The 17,529-nt window shown below is 31.7% G+C and carries 15 protein-coding genes; 6 read left to right on the top strand and 9 right to left on the bottom strand.

Features of this window, described 5'->3' with window-relative positions; translation table 11 throughout:
- Positions 1 to 93 precede the first annotated feature (93 nt).
- Positions 94 to 450 (top strand): response regulator, encoded by a 357-nt coding sequence (locus V9L05_RS00765; protein ID WP_338791320.1) that lies wholly within the window; start codon positions 94 to 96, stop codon positions 448 to 450.
- Between the two features lie 68 nt (positions 451 to 518).
- Entirely contained in the window at positions 519 to 782 is a 264-nt protein-coding gene (locus V9L05_RS00760) for a hypothetical protein (RefSeq protein WP_338791321.1), read from the top strand.
- A 58-nt stretch (positions 783 to 840) separates the two neighbouring features.
- Here V9L05_RS00760 and V9L05_RS00755 read toward each other — a convergent pair whose 3' ends face one another.
- The 6 genes from V9L05_RS00755 to V9L05_RS00730 form a co-directional block, all read right to left on the bottom strand.
- Positions 841 to 1,029 carry a hypothetical protein gene (locus tag V9L05_RS00755; protein ID WP_338791322.1) on the bottom strand — a complete coding sequence of 63 codons (189 nt, stop codon included), beginning with the start codon at positions 1,027 to 1,029 and terminating at the stop codon, positions 841 to 843.
- Between the two features lie 144 nt (positions 1,030 to 1,173).
- Complete coding sequence (locus tag V9L05_RS00750) at positions 1,174 to 2,910, bottom strand: sodium:solute symporter family protein (RefSeq protein ID WP_338813985.1); 1,737 nt, start codon at positions 2,908 to 2,910, stop codon at positions 1,174 to 1,176.
- Between the two features lie 186 nt (positions 2,911 to 3,096).
- Entirely contained in the window at positions 3,097 to 3,372 is a 276-nt protein-coding gene (locus tag V9L05_RS00745; protein ID WP_338791325.1) for a DUF4212 domain-containing protein, read from the bottom strand.
- A 226-nt stretch (positions 3,373 to 3,598) separates the two neighbouring features.
- Entirely contained in the window at positions 3,599 to 4,915 is a 1,317-nt protein-coding gene (locus tag V9L05_RS00740) for a porin (RefSeq protein ID WP_338813984.1), read from the bottom strand.
- 183 nt (positions 4,916 to 5,098) lie between these two features.
- Complete coding sequence (locus V9L05_RS00735; protein WP_338813983.1) at positions 5,099 to 5,461, bottom strand: four helix bundle protein; 363 nt, start codon at positions 5,459 to 5,461, stop codon at positions 5,099 to 5,101.
- A gap of 129 nt (positions 5,462 to 5,590) precedes the next feature.
- The gene (locus tag V9L05_RS00730) at positions 5,591 to 6,013 is read right to left on the bottom strand and encodes an IS1 family transposase (RefSeq protein WP_338813982.1); all 423 of its coding nucleotides are present in this window, start codon (positions 6,011 to 6,013) and stop codon (positions 5,591 to 5,593) included.
- Between the two features lie 329 nt (positions 6,014 to 6,342).
- On the opposite strand from V9L05_RS00730, the gene acs reads away from it, so the two are divergent.
- Together acs and V9L05_RS00720 are read left to right on the top strand one after the other, a co-directional pair.
- Entirely contained in the window at positions 6,343 to 8,244 is a 1,902-nt protein-coding gene (acs, locus tag V9L05_RS00725; protein WP_338813981.1) for an acetate--CoA ligase, read from the top strand.
- A gap of 208 nt (positions 8,245 to 8,452) precedes the next feature.
- Complete coding sequence (locus V9L05_RS00720; RefSeq protein WP_338813980.1) at positions 8,453 to 10,627, top strand: 7TM diverse intracellular signaling domain-containing protein; 2,175 nt, start codon at positions 8,453 to 8,455, stop codon at positions 10,625 to 10,627.
- A gap of 9 nt (positions 10,628 to 10,636) precedes the next feature.
- Here the strand turns inward: V9L05_RS00720 and hemG are convergent, their stop codons facing one another.
- On the bottom strand, positions 10,637 to 12,001 hold the full coding sequence (gene hemG, locus V9L05_RS00715; protein WP_338813979.1) for a protoporphyrinogen oxidase: 1,365 nt from the start codon (positions 11,999 to 12,001) through the stop codon (positions 10,637 to 10,639).
- A 143-nt stretch (positions 12,002 to 12,144) separates the two neighbouring features.
- On the opposite strand from hemG, the gene V9L05_RS00710 reads away from it, so the two are divergent.
- Together V9L05_RS00710 and V9L05_RS00705 are read left to right on the top strand one after the other, a co-directional pair.
- Positions 12,145 to 12,969 carry a VanW family protein gene (locus V9L05_RS00710; RefSeq protein ID WP_338813978.1) on the top strand — a complete coding sequence of 275 codons (825 nt, stop codon included), beginning with the start codon at positions 12,145 to 12,147 and terminating at the stop codon, positions 12,967 to 12,969.
- A gap of 358 nt (positions 12,970 to 13,327) precedes the next feature.
- On the top strand, positions 13,328 to 13,732 hold the full coding sequence (locus V9L05_RS00705) for a hypothetical protein (RefSeq protein ID WP_338813977.1): 405 nt from the start codon (positions 13,328 to 13,330) through the stop codon (positions 13,730 to 13,732).
- Between the two features lie 9 nt (positions 13,733 to 13,741).
- Here the strand turns inward: V9L05_RS00705 and V9L05_RS00700 are convergent, their stop codons facing one another.
- Positions 13,742 to 14,200: a beta-carotene hydroxylase gene (locus tag V9L05_RS00700; protein ID WP_338813976.1), complete on the bottom strand. Its 459-nt coding sequence runs from the start codon at positions 14,198 to 14,200 to the stop codon at positions 13,742 to 13,744.
- 315 nt (positions 14,201 to 14,515) lie between these two features.
- On the bottom strand, positions 14,516 to 17,188 hold the full coding sequence (locus V9L05_RS00695; protein ID WP_338813975.1) for a putative LPS assembly protein LptD: 2,673 nt from the start codon (positions 17,186 to 17,188) through the stop codon (positions 14,516 to 14,518).
- Positions 17,189 to 17,529 lie beyond the last annotated feature (341 nt).

Below are 17,529 nucleotides of genomic sequence, written 5' to 3'. Positions count from 1 at the left end.
CGTTTGATTTAGATAGAATTACTATTAAATTGAATATCAATTTATAAAAAAACTCATTAAAATTACTTTAAAACACCAAATTTTCCTAAATCTATGAAACGTATTTTAATTGCTGACGACGAACCTAATATTTTACTGTCTTTAGATTTCTTGATGCGAAAAAGTGGCTATGAAGTTTTTGTAGCACGAGATGGAAAAGAAGCTGTTGAGATTATCAAAAATAAAAAACCTGATGCCGTAATTTTGGATATTATGATGCCTGAAATGGATGGCTATGAAGTTTGTCAGTTTATCAGAACTCATGAAGAATTAAAAACTACAAAAGTAATTTTTCTATCAGCCAAAACCCAACCTGTTGATATTGAAAAAGGACTTAAAATGGCAGATTCGTATATTACAAAACCATTTTCCACGAAAGATATTGTTAATGAAGTGAAGAAATTGGTTTGATTTTGTGTAGTTGGTGAGACACCAACAACGGCAAAAGATTGAAAAAATATCAAATACTAAAAAAGCAAATGCAATCTACGTTTAAAATAGAAGACAAATTTACAGTTAAAAATGATGTTTATATACTTGCAAGTATTGTTGGAGACATTTCAGAGTATAAACTGACGGAAAATTCAACATTAGGAGGTATTCCTATAAAACCCTTTCTTACTATACCAAGAGTAACAGATAAAAATGGAAATCCAAGATTTGATTTATTCGGCTTTTGTCTAAAAAGTAAAAATGATTTAGAAAAAGTAGAAATTGGAAAAGTAGTACAGCTTATTTTCTAAAAAAAGGAAGAACAACTCAAAAAGAGCGTTCTTCCTCAATATCCGACATAACACAGTTTCAGCGTTTCCAATGATAAATAATAAATATCAAAAGAATAACCGAAACAAACCACACACCAAATAGGTAAAAGAAGGCTGTCGGAACTTTCTCCACCCATTTTATCTTATTGAACATTCCCAATAGTGGATAATTGAAAAGAACAACCATTAGTGCAGTCAAAATCAATAAATTGCGTGTTAATTTCATTCAGTTAGCAGTTATCAGTAAACAGTTACCAGTTAAATACAATTTCTTTAACTGCGTAATAAATTTTATTATAAAAACATTCAAATTATCAGTTACCAATAAGCGTATTCAACTGATTACTGGTAACTGATTACTGATAACTGTCTAGTGGTCAACGGCTGCACCAGCACCACGAGGCAAACGAATATCTTCTACAATGTCCTGTACTTCTTGTGGAGGTGGAGGTGTAAATTTACTTACAGCTAGAGATACAATTACATTGAGTATCATTCCAACTGTTCCAATTCCTTCAGGAGAAATTCCGAAAAGCCAATGTTCAGGAATATTTAAGTTAGGGGAAATAAATTTGAAATAAACGATATAAACAATCGTAAAGACAAGTCCTACTACCATTCCTGCAATTGCTCCTTCTTTATTCATTCGTTTGTAGAAAATTCCCATTACAATAACAGGGAAGAATGAAGCTGCTGCTAGTCCAAAGGCAAAGGCGACTACTTGTGCTACAAACCCTGGAGGATAGATTCCGAAAAGACCAGCAATAACAATAGCTACAGCTGCTGCAATACGTGCAGCTACAAGCTCCCCTTTTTCAGAAATATTCGGCATTACTACCTTTTTCAATAAATCATGTGAAACTGAAGAAGAGATTACTAAAAGAAGTCCTGCTGCTGTTGAAAGTGCTGCTGCTAAACCACCTGCTGCTACAAGAGCAATTACCCAGTTTGGAAGATTTGCAATTTCAGGATTAGCAAGAACCATAATATCTCTATCAATTTCCATTTCATTTCCTTTGTATCCTTTTGCAGCGACTTCTGCTAAAAAGGCTTCATCTTTACTTTTGTCATTGTAATATTGAACAATTCCATCACCATTTTTGTCATCGTATTTAATAAGACCAGTCTTTTCCCAGTTTCCTACCCAAGCAGGCATTTCAGAATAGGGTTTATTACTTATCGTATTAATTAGATTTGTACGAGCAAAAGCAGCAATGGCAGGAGCAGTTGTATAAAGGATAGCTATGAAAATAAGGGCATAACCACCTGAAATACGAGCATCTTTTACACGAGGAACAGTAAAGAAACGAACAATTACGTGTGGAAGTCCTGCCGTTCCGACCATTAAGGCTGCTGTAATAAAGAAGACATCTATAGTACTTTTTGAACCATCAGTATAAGCTGCAAATCCAAGTTCTTGATTGAGTCCGTCTAGTTTATCTAAAAGATAGGTGTCTGTTCCTGCTAAAGTCCCTCCAAAACCGAGTTGAGGAATTATAGTATCTGTCATTTGAATTGAAATAAAAATGGCAGGAACCATAAAAGCGAAAATCAAAACACAATATTGGGCTACTTGGGTATAAGTAATTCCTTTCATTCCACCCAAAACAGCATAGAAAAATACAATACACATTCCGATAACTACTCCCCACTCAACAGAAACTTCTAAGAAACGAGAGAATACTACTCCTACTCCACGCATTTGACCAGCTACATAAGTAAAAGAAACAAAAAGCGCACAAATTACGGCTACTAAACGAGCTGTATCTGAATAATACCTATCTCCTACAAAGTCAGGAACAGTAAATTTTCCAAATTTTCGCAAATAAGGGGCAAGTAATAATGCTAACAGCACATAACCTCCTGTCCAGCCCATTAGATAAACTGAACCATCGTAGCCACTAAAGGAAATAATTCCTGCCATAGAGATAAATGAAGCTGCCGACATCCAGTCTGCTGCTGTGGCAATTCCGTTAGCAAGTGGAGAAACTCCTCCTCCTGCTACATAAAACTCTTTTGTCGAACCTGCTCTTGACCAAATGGCAATACCAATATAGAGGGCAAAAGTAATTCCGACGATAATATATGTCCAAACTAGAATACTCATAGTAATTGAAATTTATTTTGTGTGGTGTGTATTTTTTTATAATTAATCTCGTTGGTGGAGAGACCAACAACGGCTAAGAAAATATTGCTTGTGAGGACACGAGCAAAGGATAAAAAGACGACTTGAATCGTAAGTTAAGAATGGTAATTTGTATTTAATTTATAATTTACCATTCATCATTTACAATTATTTCTCATCTACATCAAATTCTTTATCTAGCTTGTTCATCAGCCAAACATAGACAAAAATCAAGACGACAAAAATGTAAATTGAGCCTTGTTGAGCGAACCAAAAACCGAGTTTGAAACCTCCTATTTTTATTCCATTAAGTGCATCGGCAAACATAATTCCTGCACCATAAGAAACTATAAACCATATAATAAGTAGAATAGTCAGATAGGAAAGATTTTTTTTCCAGTATTTATCCATACTTGCTTTGCTGTGGTCTTTGTCATTTTTCATAATTATTTTCAGTTATTAGTAAACAGTTACCAGTCATCAGTGAAATACAAACTGAAACCATTTATTTTTGTGTGTGTGAATTGATTTTTAAAAAATAGAGTTAAGGTAAGTTATAAATTATTAATTGTGAATGGTAAATGAAATATTTTCTTGAATGGTGAATTATAGATAAATTAGTAATTTGTATTCATTCATAATTTACCATTCACAATTTACAATTAGCATTTTATAGCCAAATATGTGTTTGAAGGATAATTTCTCCTCGTGTGGTATCTAAATTTCCTGCTGCATAAACAGGACGTTGAGAATATTGTAGCGTAATTTTGGCGTGATGAGAATTAATGAAATAATTTGCTCCAATATCAAACTGTGAAGAAGGGTCATTTAAGGCTTCAAAGTTTTTATAAGTAAAGGCTGCAAAAGGTTGAAATTGCGCTCCATTTTTAAATTTTGCAAATGCATAACCAGCTTGTGTATAAGAAATTGTACCTGTTCCGATGGTAGGTTGTGTATTTCCTCCCCCTCCAGAAATATTCATAATTCCTACATTGCGAAGATAATTATCACCAAAATCATAGCTATAAAAAGCTGAATACGCTGTAAGTCCACCTTTTCCCATTGGTAATTCTAAGAAAGCATCAACTGCAAAAAGTGAAATGTCTTTTAATTGAGCTTCTGTTTGTCCTGCTTTTTTTACGGCTGTTGCTTCTGGGTGATAATGAAATCCTGCTCCAATATTAAAAATCTTTTTGCTTCCCATATATGTTCCTACAAAATAAGGTAGCTTATTAGATTCTTTATCAAAAAATTGATAATTAAAATATCCTTGTACGGCAGTGTTATCATTCAAAACATTTCTTGCAATGCCATCATCTGCCAAATCATTCGCTGCTCCACCTGATGCAAAAGGTTTATTAAGTGCGATGCGATAGTCAAAACCACCAATTTTTCCTTTTGCATAAATTCCAAACTGACGAGCAAATTGGTCTGTCAATTCAATCGTTGCCCAGTTAAAAATAGGTGCATCAATTGTTAAAAAATTGAGTGTACTGGCATTTGTCATTCTTGAAATGCCATTCCAATAATGAAGTCCTGTTCCAATATAAAGTTGGTCAGCTACTTTGTATTCTGTCCAAGCATCATGCATAAAAATTTGTGGTTTTTTTCCTGTACCTCCTGTAACTCCTCCATTTACAAAGGTTTGATTATTCAGTCCAAAATGAGTAAGTATTAAAAAACGAGGAGAAATTTGAGCATACATCAAGACACGAGAGCGACGAAGACCAATATCAAATGTATTGTCTGAAGGGTTTCCTGCTAAATCCACGCTATTAGGATTATTTTGAGTAGAACGAACCCAGAACTGATGCCAAGTAAGAAAACGAATATATTTATTCCCACTATCATCTAATTTAAGAGTTAGAGGCTTGTAAGAGTGGTCAATTTCTTGTTTTTCTTCTGTTTTTTCTTGAGCGAATAAATTTTGGCTAAAGCAGAATAAAGCCAAACAAAATACAATCAATATTAATTTTAATAGTTTCATTATGTGGTAGGTTTGTGTGTATATGAAATTTTATTTTGTGTTTTGTTCCTCAATGATACACACAAGTCGACCTAATAGCCAAATGGTGGGTTGTTTTCTGTTAAATGAAAGATAGCTTTTTTTGAATTATGAATTGTGAGTGATGAATTATGAATGAATACAAATTAGTATTTCGTCTGACATTTATAATTTGTTTAAGTTTCTTTTTGTTGTCTTTATAATGCTTGTGATGATACTCATTATTTCATCTGCATCTTTGTATAGGCTTTCAAATTGTTGTTGAGTTAAATAATCTGTTTCTTTCAGTAATTCTAGCCAATATAGTGTTTCATTACTTTCTTTTTGAGCTATTGACATTTTGTGTACAAAATCCTTTTTACTTTCTGCGTGTACAGCTTCTCTTATCATTGCTCCTATACTTGTTCCACTTCTTAATAACTGTTTTGACAAGGTATATTCTTTTTTCTCTTTTTCTAAAAACCTATATAACTTGACTATTCGGACAGCTAAATTGAAACTTTTTTCTTTAACAGGATTAGAGTGCATAATGAATGGAATTGTGAGTGATAAGTTGTGAATGATGAATGAATACAAATTACTAATTAATTTTAATTCATAATTCACCATTTCAAAAAAGTATTTTCATTCATAATTCACCATTAATAATTCACAATTTCATAAACGTTCCCACTTGATTATCATAAACTTATCTCCCAAAGGCGTTATCAAAATACTAGAGTCTTCTAACGCATTTTCTTCGGCTAGAAATTCTAATAATTCGCTGTGTTTCAATATTTTATAAGTAGGACGGTATTCTCTCATTTTTGGACGAGAAATTTTATATTCTTTCACCCAGTTCATTACAGATACATGGCTTACTCCAATAATTCGTTCTATTTCTCTGTATGAAAGTCCTTCTAAATAAAGCTGTAAAGCCTTGACTACATAGTAATTATCGATACGTTTGCCGTCCTTCTGAACGGTAAAATAATAAGTACATGATTTACATAAAAAACGCTGTTTTTTGCGTATTGTGCCACTTTTTATAACTTGATTGCTTTGGCAGCGTGGGCAATCTGGAACTTTGAAAGTATTCATAATATAGTATTTAAACCCTAAGGGCTTTTAAAAACCCTTAGGGTTTAGTACAATTTTATACAATTTAATCAAAAAAAAAGAACTATCTAAAATTTACTTTGCATAGCTATATCAATTTTGCATAGCTATATCATTTTAGCAGAGTATGTTTTGTGGCTTTTAAGAAAAACTATACTTTGCTAAAATACTATATTTTTTTAGGGAAACCGTTTTTATTTTTTTAGATTGTGTAATAATTTGTATTACAGGCTTAACCAAGTCTGTGATAAAGTAAAAAATAATTTCAACTCACAGACTAGAAATCTGTGCAATATAAACCACACACAATCATGAGAATTAGAACATTAGAAGATTATAGCACAGCCTATCGCAAAAGTGTAGAAAATCCTGAACGTTTTTGGGAAGATGTAGCAGAAACTTTTTCTTGGCACAAACGCTGGGACAAAGTTTTGGATTATAGTTTTGAAGATTATTATGTAAAATGGTTTGAAGGTGCAAAATTCAATATTACGGAAAATTGCTTAGACAGACATTTACTCACAAAGGGCGATAAAGTAGCCTTAATATGGGAACCAAATAGTCCAGATGAAGACGAGATAGAATTTACTTATAAACAGTTACACGAAAAAGTATGTCAGTTTGCCAATGTTTTGAAAAATAATGGAGTTGAAAAAGGAGATAGAGTAGTTTTATATATGCCAATGGTGCCAGAGTTAGCAATTGGTGTTTTGGCTTGCGCTCGTTTGGGTGCTGTTCATTCAGTTGTTTTTGCAGGATTTTCTTCTTCTGCTTTGGCTGATAGAATTAATGATGCACAAGCAAAAATAGTTTTGAGTTCGGATGGAAATTTCAGAGGAAATAGAGTATTTGAAGTAAAAAATGTAGTAGATGAAGCTCTTTCAACCTGTCCTTCTATCGAAAAGCAAATTGTTTTGAAACGCACCAATTCAGATGTAACTATGAAAGAAGGTAGAGATATTTGGTGGCACGAACAAACAGAAAAAGCTGACCCATTTTGTCCTGCAACTATTATTGATGCCGAAGATCCTTTATTTATTCTTTATACTTCAGGTTCGACAGGAAAACCAAAAGGAGTTGTTCATCATGCAGGTGGCTATATGGTTTATGCAAAATACAGTTTTGAGAATGTTTTTCAGCTTCAAGACGATGATGTTTATTGGTGTACAGCTGACATTGGTTGGATTACTGGTCATTCCTATATTGTTTATGCACCTCTTTTGGCTGGCTCAACCACAATGATGTTTGAAGGAACGCCTACTTTTCCAGATGCAGGTCGTTTTTGGGAAATTGTAGATAAATATAAAGTTTCTATTTTTTATACTGCTCCAACAGCTATTCGTGCACTACAAGCAAAAGGGCTTGAATTTGTCAATAAATATGATTTGTCTTCTTTGCGTGTTTTGGGGACAGTTGGCGAACCTATCAATGAAGAAGCGTGGCATTGGTATCATCAGCATATTGGAAAGGGAAATTGTCCGATTGTAGATACGTGGTGGCAAACTGAAACAGGTGGAATGATGATTTCTAACATGGCAGGAGTAACACCAAACAAACCGACTTGTGCAACACTTCCACTTCCAGGTATTCAGCCTGTTTTATTAGATTCAGAAGGAAATGAAATTGAAGGAAATAACGTAGAAGGAAATTTATGTATAAAATATCCTTGGCCTAGCATTTTGAGAACCACTTATGGCGACCACGAACGCTGTAAACAAACTTATTTTTCTACTTACAGAGGTTATTATTTCACAGGAGATGGTTGTAAAAGAGACCACGACGGAATGTACAGAATTTTGGGAAGGGTAGATGATGTAATCAATGTTTCTGGACATAGAATGGGAACGGCAGAAGTAGAAGATGCCATCAATCAACACGAAGATGTCATTGAATCAGCAGTTGTGGGTTATCCTCATGACATAAAAGGACAAGGAATTTATGCTTTTGTGATTTGTGATATAAATTCTAGTAAATCTCATGAAGAACTTCAAAATGAAATTTTGAAAACAGTTTCGCAAGAAATTGGAGCGATTGCCAAACCTGAAAAAATTCAAATCGTTTCTGGACTTCCAAAAACTCGTTCTGGAAAAATTATGCGTAGAATTTTGAGGAAAATTGCAGAAGGAGATGTTTCTAATTTGGGAGATACTTCTACACTTCTTGACCCAGAAGTTGTGAACGAAATAAAAGAAGGCGCAGGATTAGCTGTATAGGCATTTATAACTTACAACTCATAAAAAAAGCAACTTCTAAAAGAGGTTGCTTTTTTTGTTCCAACAATTAAAAAAGTAATTAGAATTACTAATTTAGAAACTAGATGAGAAAAATGTATTTTAGGTTGCTTTTATAACTTAAATAAAATTATTTCTAAAATAAAGATAATATTTAGTATATTTATGCTATACTTACTACTATAAAAAAATGAAATTTTATCTTTCCAGTTTTTATAAAATATTTTTATTCTTTTTACCTATTTTTTTCTGTTGTGTTCCGACAACTATTTTTGCTCAAACAATAGTTTTAGAAGATGAAAAAGAAATTTCTAGCCTAGCAAGTTCACTTTCGTATTATGTTGAAGGACAGAATGAAAACTATACAATACAGGAGGTGTCAAGTCAAAGTTTTAATCAAAAATGGCTTCAAAATCCTGCTGAACATCTCAATTTGGGTTATAATTCTAAAGTAATTTGGCTCAAAATAGAAATAGAAAATCAAAGTAAACAAGAAGATTGGAATCTTATATTGGACTTACCTTATATTGATAGTATTTATTTTTATGAGCCAGTTATTAAATCTGATACTAAAGTAGAGAATAACACTTCTAATTCTAAAAGGAAAATTATACAGACAGGTTGGCATTACCCTTATAATACCCGTACTAATTTAGAATCTAACGGTTTCGTATTTCCTTTATATCTTTCTCAAAATCAGAGTGGAATTTATTATTTGCGAACTCAGTCTACCAATCCTGTTCTTTTCCCCATTTCTATTACCAAACAGAAGCAAGCAATCCAACAAAGCCAAGATAATCATATTGGATATGGTATCTATTTTGGAATCTTGTTAGTTATTTGTTTGTATAATCTAATTATTTTCATAATGGTTAGAGATATAAGTTATTTATATTACGTAGCTTCTATTGTATTTACTTTTCTTATATTTGGTGGAGTGAGTGGTTATTTGTTTAAGTATATTTATCCTAATTATCCAGAAGTAAATGTCTATTTAGTGCGTCTTGCTATGATAGGAATCGTTTATGCGACAGGCTTATTTGTACTCAAGTTTTTAGAAGTTAAAAAATATAGTGTGCTATTTTACAGGTATTTTCTATTCATTTTTGTACTTGCTTTTGTAGCTCTTATCTTAGATTTTTCAGGATATAGTTCTTCTATCAATAATATAGTCAAATTACATTCTTTTTCTTTGTTAGTTGTCGGTATTTATTGTTGGGTAAAAGGAAATAAAGTGGCTTATATCTATACTTTTGCTTGGATAGGATACACAACAGGAGGGTTAATGATTACACTCCGAAATAGTGGTTCATTACCTATTAATTTTTGGACGACACATGGTGCTGAAATAGGTTCAGCTTTAGAAGTGGTTTTGCTTTCAATTGCACTTGCAGAACGCTACCGAATTATGAAGAGAGAAAAAGAAATTGCTACCAAAAAAGCATTGGCATTAGAACAAAGAACAACTCAAGAATTAGAAGAAAAAGTAAATGAACGCACCTTAAAACTCAATGAAAGTAATGAAGAATTAGCACAAATCAATGAAGAATTATCTATAAACATTGAAACTGTTGAAAAACAAAAAACAGAAATTGAATCCAAAAATCAAGATATTACAGCCAGTATAAATTATGCTAAACGTATTCAAGATGCTATTTTACCTTCCCAAAGTTCTATTCAATCAGCTTTTACAGATTCTTTTACACTTTATTTGCCCAAAGATGTAGTAAGTGGAGATTTTTATTTTTTCTTTAAGAATCCAAAACATATTTTTTTAGCTGTGGCTGACTGTACTGGACATGGCGTTCCAGGGTCTTTAATGGCAATGATTGGAACAAATCTTTTGAGAGAAAGCATTGTAGAAAAACAAATGATTTTACCCTCTGAAATTTTGATGAATTTACACGAGGAAATAGTATCTACACTAAAACAAAAAGAAACAGGAAATCGTGATGGAATGGATATTTCTCTTTGTGTGATTAATAAAATGGAAAACAAAATCTATTTTTCAGGAGCTAAAAATCCACTCATAAGTATAAAAAATGAGGAAATTACGGAACATAAAGGAAGCCGATTTAGTATTGGAGGTTCTATCAAAACAGAAGGAATTAATTTTGAAGATAAAATAATAGAAATTGATAATCAAACTTCTTATTATATGTATTCTGATGGATATCAAGATCAGTTTGGAGGAGAAAGTAATAAAAAATTTATGCGAAAAAATCTTAAAAACCTTTTGCAAACCATTCACAAATTACCTTTTCAAGAACAAAATAATATTTTAGAAACGACACTTTCTAAATGGAAAGAAATTGCTCAAGCTCCCCAAATTGACGATATTTTAGTAATGGGATTCAAAATCTAATGTAAAATGCTATATGGTAGAATCTGCAATAAATTGTAATGCTAAATCTCTTCCTTTTTTAATACAATCACTTACCGAAACACCTCCAAACCAGTTTGCACAAATATAAATATCTGATTTTTTGAGTCGTTTTAGTTGTTTTTCTACTTTTAAAAGCTGTTCATCATATTGTGGTACAGATTTATCCCAGCGTGTAAATTGCTGAATAATAGGGTCATTTTTTATTCCATAAATCTGTTTTAATTCTTCTGTATGTAGTTTCAAAATTTCCTGTTTGGGTAATTCTGCATTTTCTTGCCACTGTCTTCCCCCCACAAAACCAGTAAATAAAACTTCATCTTTGGGCGCACGCCCCTCAAAAACACTACTACTCCAAATTGTTCCTGCCGAAAAAAGGTCTTCTACTTTTGGATGTAAAGCTCCAAAACCATCTAAATCAAAATCTACATCTTCTTTTTTGAAAATACTATGAATCAAACACATAGTCGGATAATGAATATCTCTAATAGTAAGAGCAAGTTTTTCAAAATGAGGTTCTAACAAATTAGCTGTTATTGAGGGAGGAGTCGTTATAAAAACTTTATCAAATTCTAGACTTTCAATTTCTCTTTTCCCTCTTTTTTCGCTTTCTATTTCTAAAACCCAACGTCTATTTCTGCGTTCTATAAAATCACTATTTTTGATTGAAACAACAGTATGATTGAGTTGAACATTCAGATTCTTAGCTATATGTTTTGCCAATGATTGCATTCCATTTTTGAAAGAAACGGATTGTTTTCTGCTTCCAGATTTATTTTTTATGAATCCTTTCAATACTGAACCGTGGTTTTGAGCATATTCTGTTAGTTGAGGAAAAGTATATTTGAGCAAAAGTTGATAAGCATCAGCTGCATAAATACCTGTTACAAAAGGACTGACAGCATAATCGACAACTTCTTTTCCAAAATGATTTTCTAAAAATTCGCCTACTGTTGTTTTTTCATCTAATTCCTCTTTTTTATAGGATAGTTCTTTAAAAATTTTAGCTTTTGTCTTTGTAGAAAAAAAAGAGCCAAATAACAATCCTTGTGGAGAAGTAGGTAATTTTTTTGGTTTTCCATCACGCACAATAAAGCGGCTTTTACTTACTTTATTTGCATAAACAAGTTCGTTTGCAAAACCTGAATTTTTGATAAACTCAAAAATTTCATCATCCATAAGCAACGAGTTTGCTCCTCTTTCAAGCAAATAGGCTTTATTTTTTCCCATCTGTATAGTTTTCAAATACCCTCCTACTTCGTTGCTAGATTCAAAAATTTGATAAGGGATATTTTTTTGATGTAAATGCCAAGCTAATGAAAGTCCTGAAATACCTGCGCCAACGATTGCTATCATTTTAAAAAGTGGAAAAAATGAAAATTATTAGGATAGAATTAAAATTAACCTACGAAAATAAAGAGTTATTTTCTAAGAAACAAAATTAGTAAATTTATAGCCTCAAAAGCTATTATATTATAATACAAAAAAAGCAATAAATAATGACAAAACAGCGCAAACTTTTATCTCAATATCATCCAGTTTTATATTTTATATCAGTTTGGGAAAAAAGAATACGAAGACAAATAAGTTGGTTAGTAGATTCGAAAATATATACTCAAGAAAAGCAAAGTGAAAAATTAGCTTTCAGAGTGAAAAAGCATCAATCTAAGTTACTTAAAAAACTAGGCGACTCAGATATGCAGTTACAATATAATAAAGTAAAAAATTTAGAAATTGTTGTAGAAAAAATCAATGGAACACTCATAAAACCCAATGAAACTTTTTCTTTTTGTAAAACAGTAGGATTACCAACCAAAAAGAAAGGCTATAAATTGGGAATGGAACTCTCTTTTGGCGAAGCAAAAACAGGAATTGGAGGTGGAATTTGTCAAAGCTCAAATTTATTGCATTGGTTGGCTTTGCATTCTCCTCTTACAATAAATGAAAGACATCATCACAGTTTTGATCCGTTTCCTGATGATGGGCGTGTGTTACCTTTTGCAAGTGGTGCAACTGTTTTTTATAATTACCTAGATTTCCAGCTTACTAATACGACAGATTATACCTTTCAAATCAATCTTTGGCTAACTGATAAACTTTTAGAAGGTGAAATACGAATTAATGAAGAATTAGATTTTGCTTATCATGTCTTTGAGAAAAATCATAAGTTTTTAGAGCAAAAAGGAGACTTTTTTAGAACAAATGAAATATGGAGAAATAAAATATTAAAGTTTCAAAGTGGAAAAATAGTTGATACAGAATTGATTACAAAGAATTTTGGACGTGTAAAGTACAAACCTCAAGAGTACGAAAGTGTAGAATGAGCTAACAAAATCAACATAAACAGTTCTCTTGTAAGTAAAAATTGTATTTAAGTGGTATATAATTTAATTATTTATAATAAAAATTACTTGTAGTTATTAATATGAAATAAAATTTTGCTTTTTTAAATTAATTCAAAATATTGTGCTGTGAGTTACTAAATTATTTGTGCAATAGAATGATTAATTTAGTAAATTATTTGTGTTTTTCACGTAAAAAATAGTTAATTAATTTACATGATTAATTTAATTAACTATGTAAGTTTATTTATATCTTCAAAATGTACCTAAATTTGCAATCTTATTTCTTTAAATGAAAAAATATCCCCTTAGATTAAAGAATTAATAAAAATTTATGTACATGTTCCCCTTTTCAAACCTAAGCACTATCGATTATGACAATGAAAATGATTTTCTTTTACTTACCATGAAAGGAAATATGAATTTTGAAGGATACAAAAATTATTTTTTTGATATTCTTAAAGCTGCTAAAGAATATAATTGTAGGTATTGGATTTATGATTTATCAGAGTTTGAATATGACTCTTTACAAGCTAGAATATGGCAAGTTTCTGTTTTTTTACCAAAATGTTTTAGAGAATTAAATCAAGAAATAATAATAGCTATGATTCCCCCTCCTAATCCTATACATAGAATGGGAATTAAGACAGCTCTAAAAGCAACTGATATGATGAACTATCCTTATCAACTAAGTTATTTCTCTACTCTTGAAAAAGCTAAAGACTGGACTTTGAGTAAAAAATAAGCAGTAAAATTAGTTGTTTTTATCATATTTTTTTGGCGCATACAAAAAACCGTATGCTTCTGAGTCATTTTTTTTATGAGAACGATGATGAACACCATGCGCCCTAACAATGCGCTTGAGATATGCGCTTTTGACTTTAATTTTTATAAACGGAATTCTGTTATGTGTCAAAATGTCATGAAAAATAGCGTACATTATTCCATAAAGTGAAATTCCTATTCCCAAAGCTAATAAAATATTCCATTTGGGATAGGTAATTCCTACAATAATCATTACCATAGATTGAACTGAAAAAATAACAGCAAAAATATCATTTACTTCTAGAGTATGATTATGATTGGTATGATGAGATTTGTGTAAAAACCACAAAAAACCGTGCATAATATATTTGTGTGTAAACCAAGCCACACCTTCCATAAAAATAGCTGTAAGAATACTAACGCAGATAATTTGCCAAAGAGATAACATCAGATAAGTTGTGAGTTATAAATTGTGAGTTCTGAATTGAAATGCAATTTCATTTTTGAAATTACTAGAAATACCATGTAACATAAATTATTTTGCGTAAAACAGGGTTAAAACCCTGTTCAATTTATAATTCTGCCATTGTCAGTAAAATACAAACAAACTTATGTTACAAGGTATTAATAACTTTTGTTTTAAAAAGAAGGTTTTCATTAATTTCAATTTTGTGATTTCTCATTGCATTTACATCTAAATTGCTTTCTGATGTATAGTAACTTCATCAATTCTACCTTCTAAAATCAGACTTTTAAATTGGTTTTAGCGTCTATCTCTCCAGTTATTTCTACGGTTAAGTTTCAAATCCTGTAATAAACTAGATTTTACACGCAAATCAAGAGAGTAACCACGACGGAAACCAACTGGTGTCCAACTTACACGAAGCTCCCAGCAATGTAAATCTCTATGAATATTAAAAGTAGCATCTGAAAATGTATTGAGTTCTAAATCATAACTAGCATTATAGGCTACCTTCCATTTTGGTGTAACACTCACATCTCCATTAAAAGATAAGTTTTGGCTGGCATTTCCTTCTATCAATCCTGTACGAGAATAATTCCAATTATAACTTACACTTATTGTCCAAGGGACATCAAAATCTACATACAAATTTCTATTCTGATTAATAAAATCTAAATCGGCTTGCGAAATAGCCTGACTACTTGCCTCCTCTTCATTATCACTCTTAAAACCATCTGCTGATAAAGAAGTATTCAAAGAAATAGCTAATGTACTCAGTGTTCCTATACTTGCGCCTTCTGTCCAAGCATAGCTATCTATTTTTCTTTGTGTCAAGACTAAATTGGTTAGTGTATCTCTCGTTAAAGCTTGATAGGTATAAGGATCAATTGCACCTCTAACATTGATACCAATCTTGTTTTTGAATAACGATGTTCTTAGATTGACATTGATGTTACCTAAATTAAAAGAATCTGCTGCTAAATTATAAGACGATGAAAAGTCAAAGCTATCTAATAACTTACGTTTTTCATCTTTTCCTTCTTTGGTTTCTACTTTTGCTTCTAAAGTATTACGCAATGAAAAAGAAACTGTTCCAGATTCTCCAGTTGAAGGAGAGCCATAAAGACCAGTCATACGAGCAATACGCTGTGTACGTCCATCTTCACTTACTTGTACCTCTTGATAAAAACCAAAACGAGGGTCGCTAAAATCAGGTTGATAACTCAGTGAAATAGTTGGAATCATAGTGTGACGCAATGCTTTAAACTTTTGACTTTTAAATAAAAAAGTAGAGTAAAAAGTAGTTGTGAAATCTACTGAGGCATTGTAAGAATAAAACTGTGAAATTCCTTGATTAACAATTGTTCTGACAGTATCTTTTTGTGTCCATTCATAGGAATTGCGACTTCCATAAATAACTTGAGTAAAGTTAGCACTAGGATTCATTTTGAAATAACGTAGAAAAGTAACCGAAGTAGAAAGAGGAACTGAATGTTTTAATCCCCATTGCAAATTATCTAGTATTTCAGGCAAATTATCCATATCAAAAGCAAGAGTATCAGATGCTTTACGTTGGTCTGAAGGAATTTTGAAATTGCCTTTTATATTGTTTGTAAGTAAATTAGAAATCTTTGCTTGCCCATCCAAACGATAAGAAAAACCAAGTTGAGCTAATGGAGATTGAGAGTTTTTGACCAACTTTCGAAGTGGAAAAATACGATTCATACTTAAGTTAGCTTGTGGCGAAACATTTGTAATCTTGGACTGTAAGTTTTGGTCATGTCTTAGACTTCCTGAAAATACAAACGGTGTTCCTGTAAATGTTTTATTATAGTTGATGCCTGAATTTACAGAAGCCTGTGTATAATCATTTGGGTTAAATGAGTTTCGCTCATTAAATTGAGAAGTCATAATATTGACATTAGCAGAAAAAGAAGAAGAACCTCTTGATTTTGGATTGTGTGACCAAGTAAGACGAAAATCATTACTACTACTCTCATCAATTCCTCGTTCTTGCGCTCTAATAGTATTCATTCTAAAGTCAAAATTACCAGTATAATAATAGCGTTTTGCATAACGACTACGAAGAGAAGCACCATAAACACCCTTTGAATAGGCTTCTCCCAAGAAAGTAAGGTCAATATGGTCGCTAATGGCCCAATAATATCCACCATCTCTCAAATAAAAACCACGCTCTTGTGTTTCTCCATAACTAGGAATAATTATTCCCGAACTACGAGTTTTTGGAATAGGTAAAAGTCCAAATGGAAAACCAACTGGCGTTGGAATATCCATTATTTCTAGCTGAAAAGGACCTGTAATGATTTGTTTGTTTTCTATCACCTTTAATTTTTTCGAACGAATACGAAAGTGAGGATGAGAAGTATTAGTACAGGTTGTATACGAGCCTTCAACGCCATTAAAATTACCTTCAGCATCACGCTTTCCAGTTTCTAAAAGCAAGAAACCTTCTCCTTCTTTTTTTACAATATCAGTTACAATAGCTCTTTCGCTCACAAAATTATACCTTATTTTTTTTGCTTTATATTCGTCATCTCCTTGTTTGAAAATAGGTGTTTCGGTTAAACCTCCCAATGAATCTTTTAATCCTATGGCTGTCAGTTCGTTTGTATTCCAGTCTAAAGTAATATTATCTGATTTTAAATTAATGTTGGTATAATCAATTTCAGATTTTGTATAAAGAATAATTTTTTGGGTTTTGAAGTCATATTTTATCGAATCAGTAGCCGAATAAGTTACAATATCGGTAAAGTCTCCACTTGCAGCAGGACGATTTACTGTATCACTTTCTTCTAAGTCAATAGAATCAAGAGCAGCTTGTTGTTTCAATTCATTGAGTTTGTTTAAGCTATCCAATGAGATAGTAAGAGGTTTTATATCTTGACCATAAGCTGATGAGCCAAAAAATAAGGCAAGAAGGCAACAGAAAATAAATAAAATTCTAAAACGCATAAAACTGTAAAATAGATAAATCAGAAAGGAAAAAGATAATTTCTTTTGTTGTGTGAGTTTGAGTATGTAAAAATACATCAAAAAGACGGTGCAAAGGTAGCAAATGCAATCCTTTTACTCTATTTTAACTGCAATTTAATAGTATTTAATTCTTTAAAATTTATCCTTTTAGCTTTTTTAGATAAAAAAGCCTTTTATTTAAAAAATTTAAGGGGAAATCAACTCTATTTTCTTTGTGATTATTCATATCAAAATTACGATATAACATAGATGTAAAACAATTTACTTCAAAAACCCTTTATAAACTGTAAAATATATTTTCATAATTTAACTGTTCATTC

Origin of the sequence: Bernardetia sp. Wsw4-3y2 (genome assembly GCF_037126295.1) — a bacterium.
Lineage (GTDB): Bacteria > Bacteroidota > Bacteroidia > Cytophagales > Bernardetiaceae > Bernardetia.
This window is presented reverse-complemented; position numbering and strand designations above follow the sequence as displayed.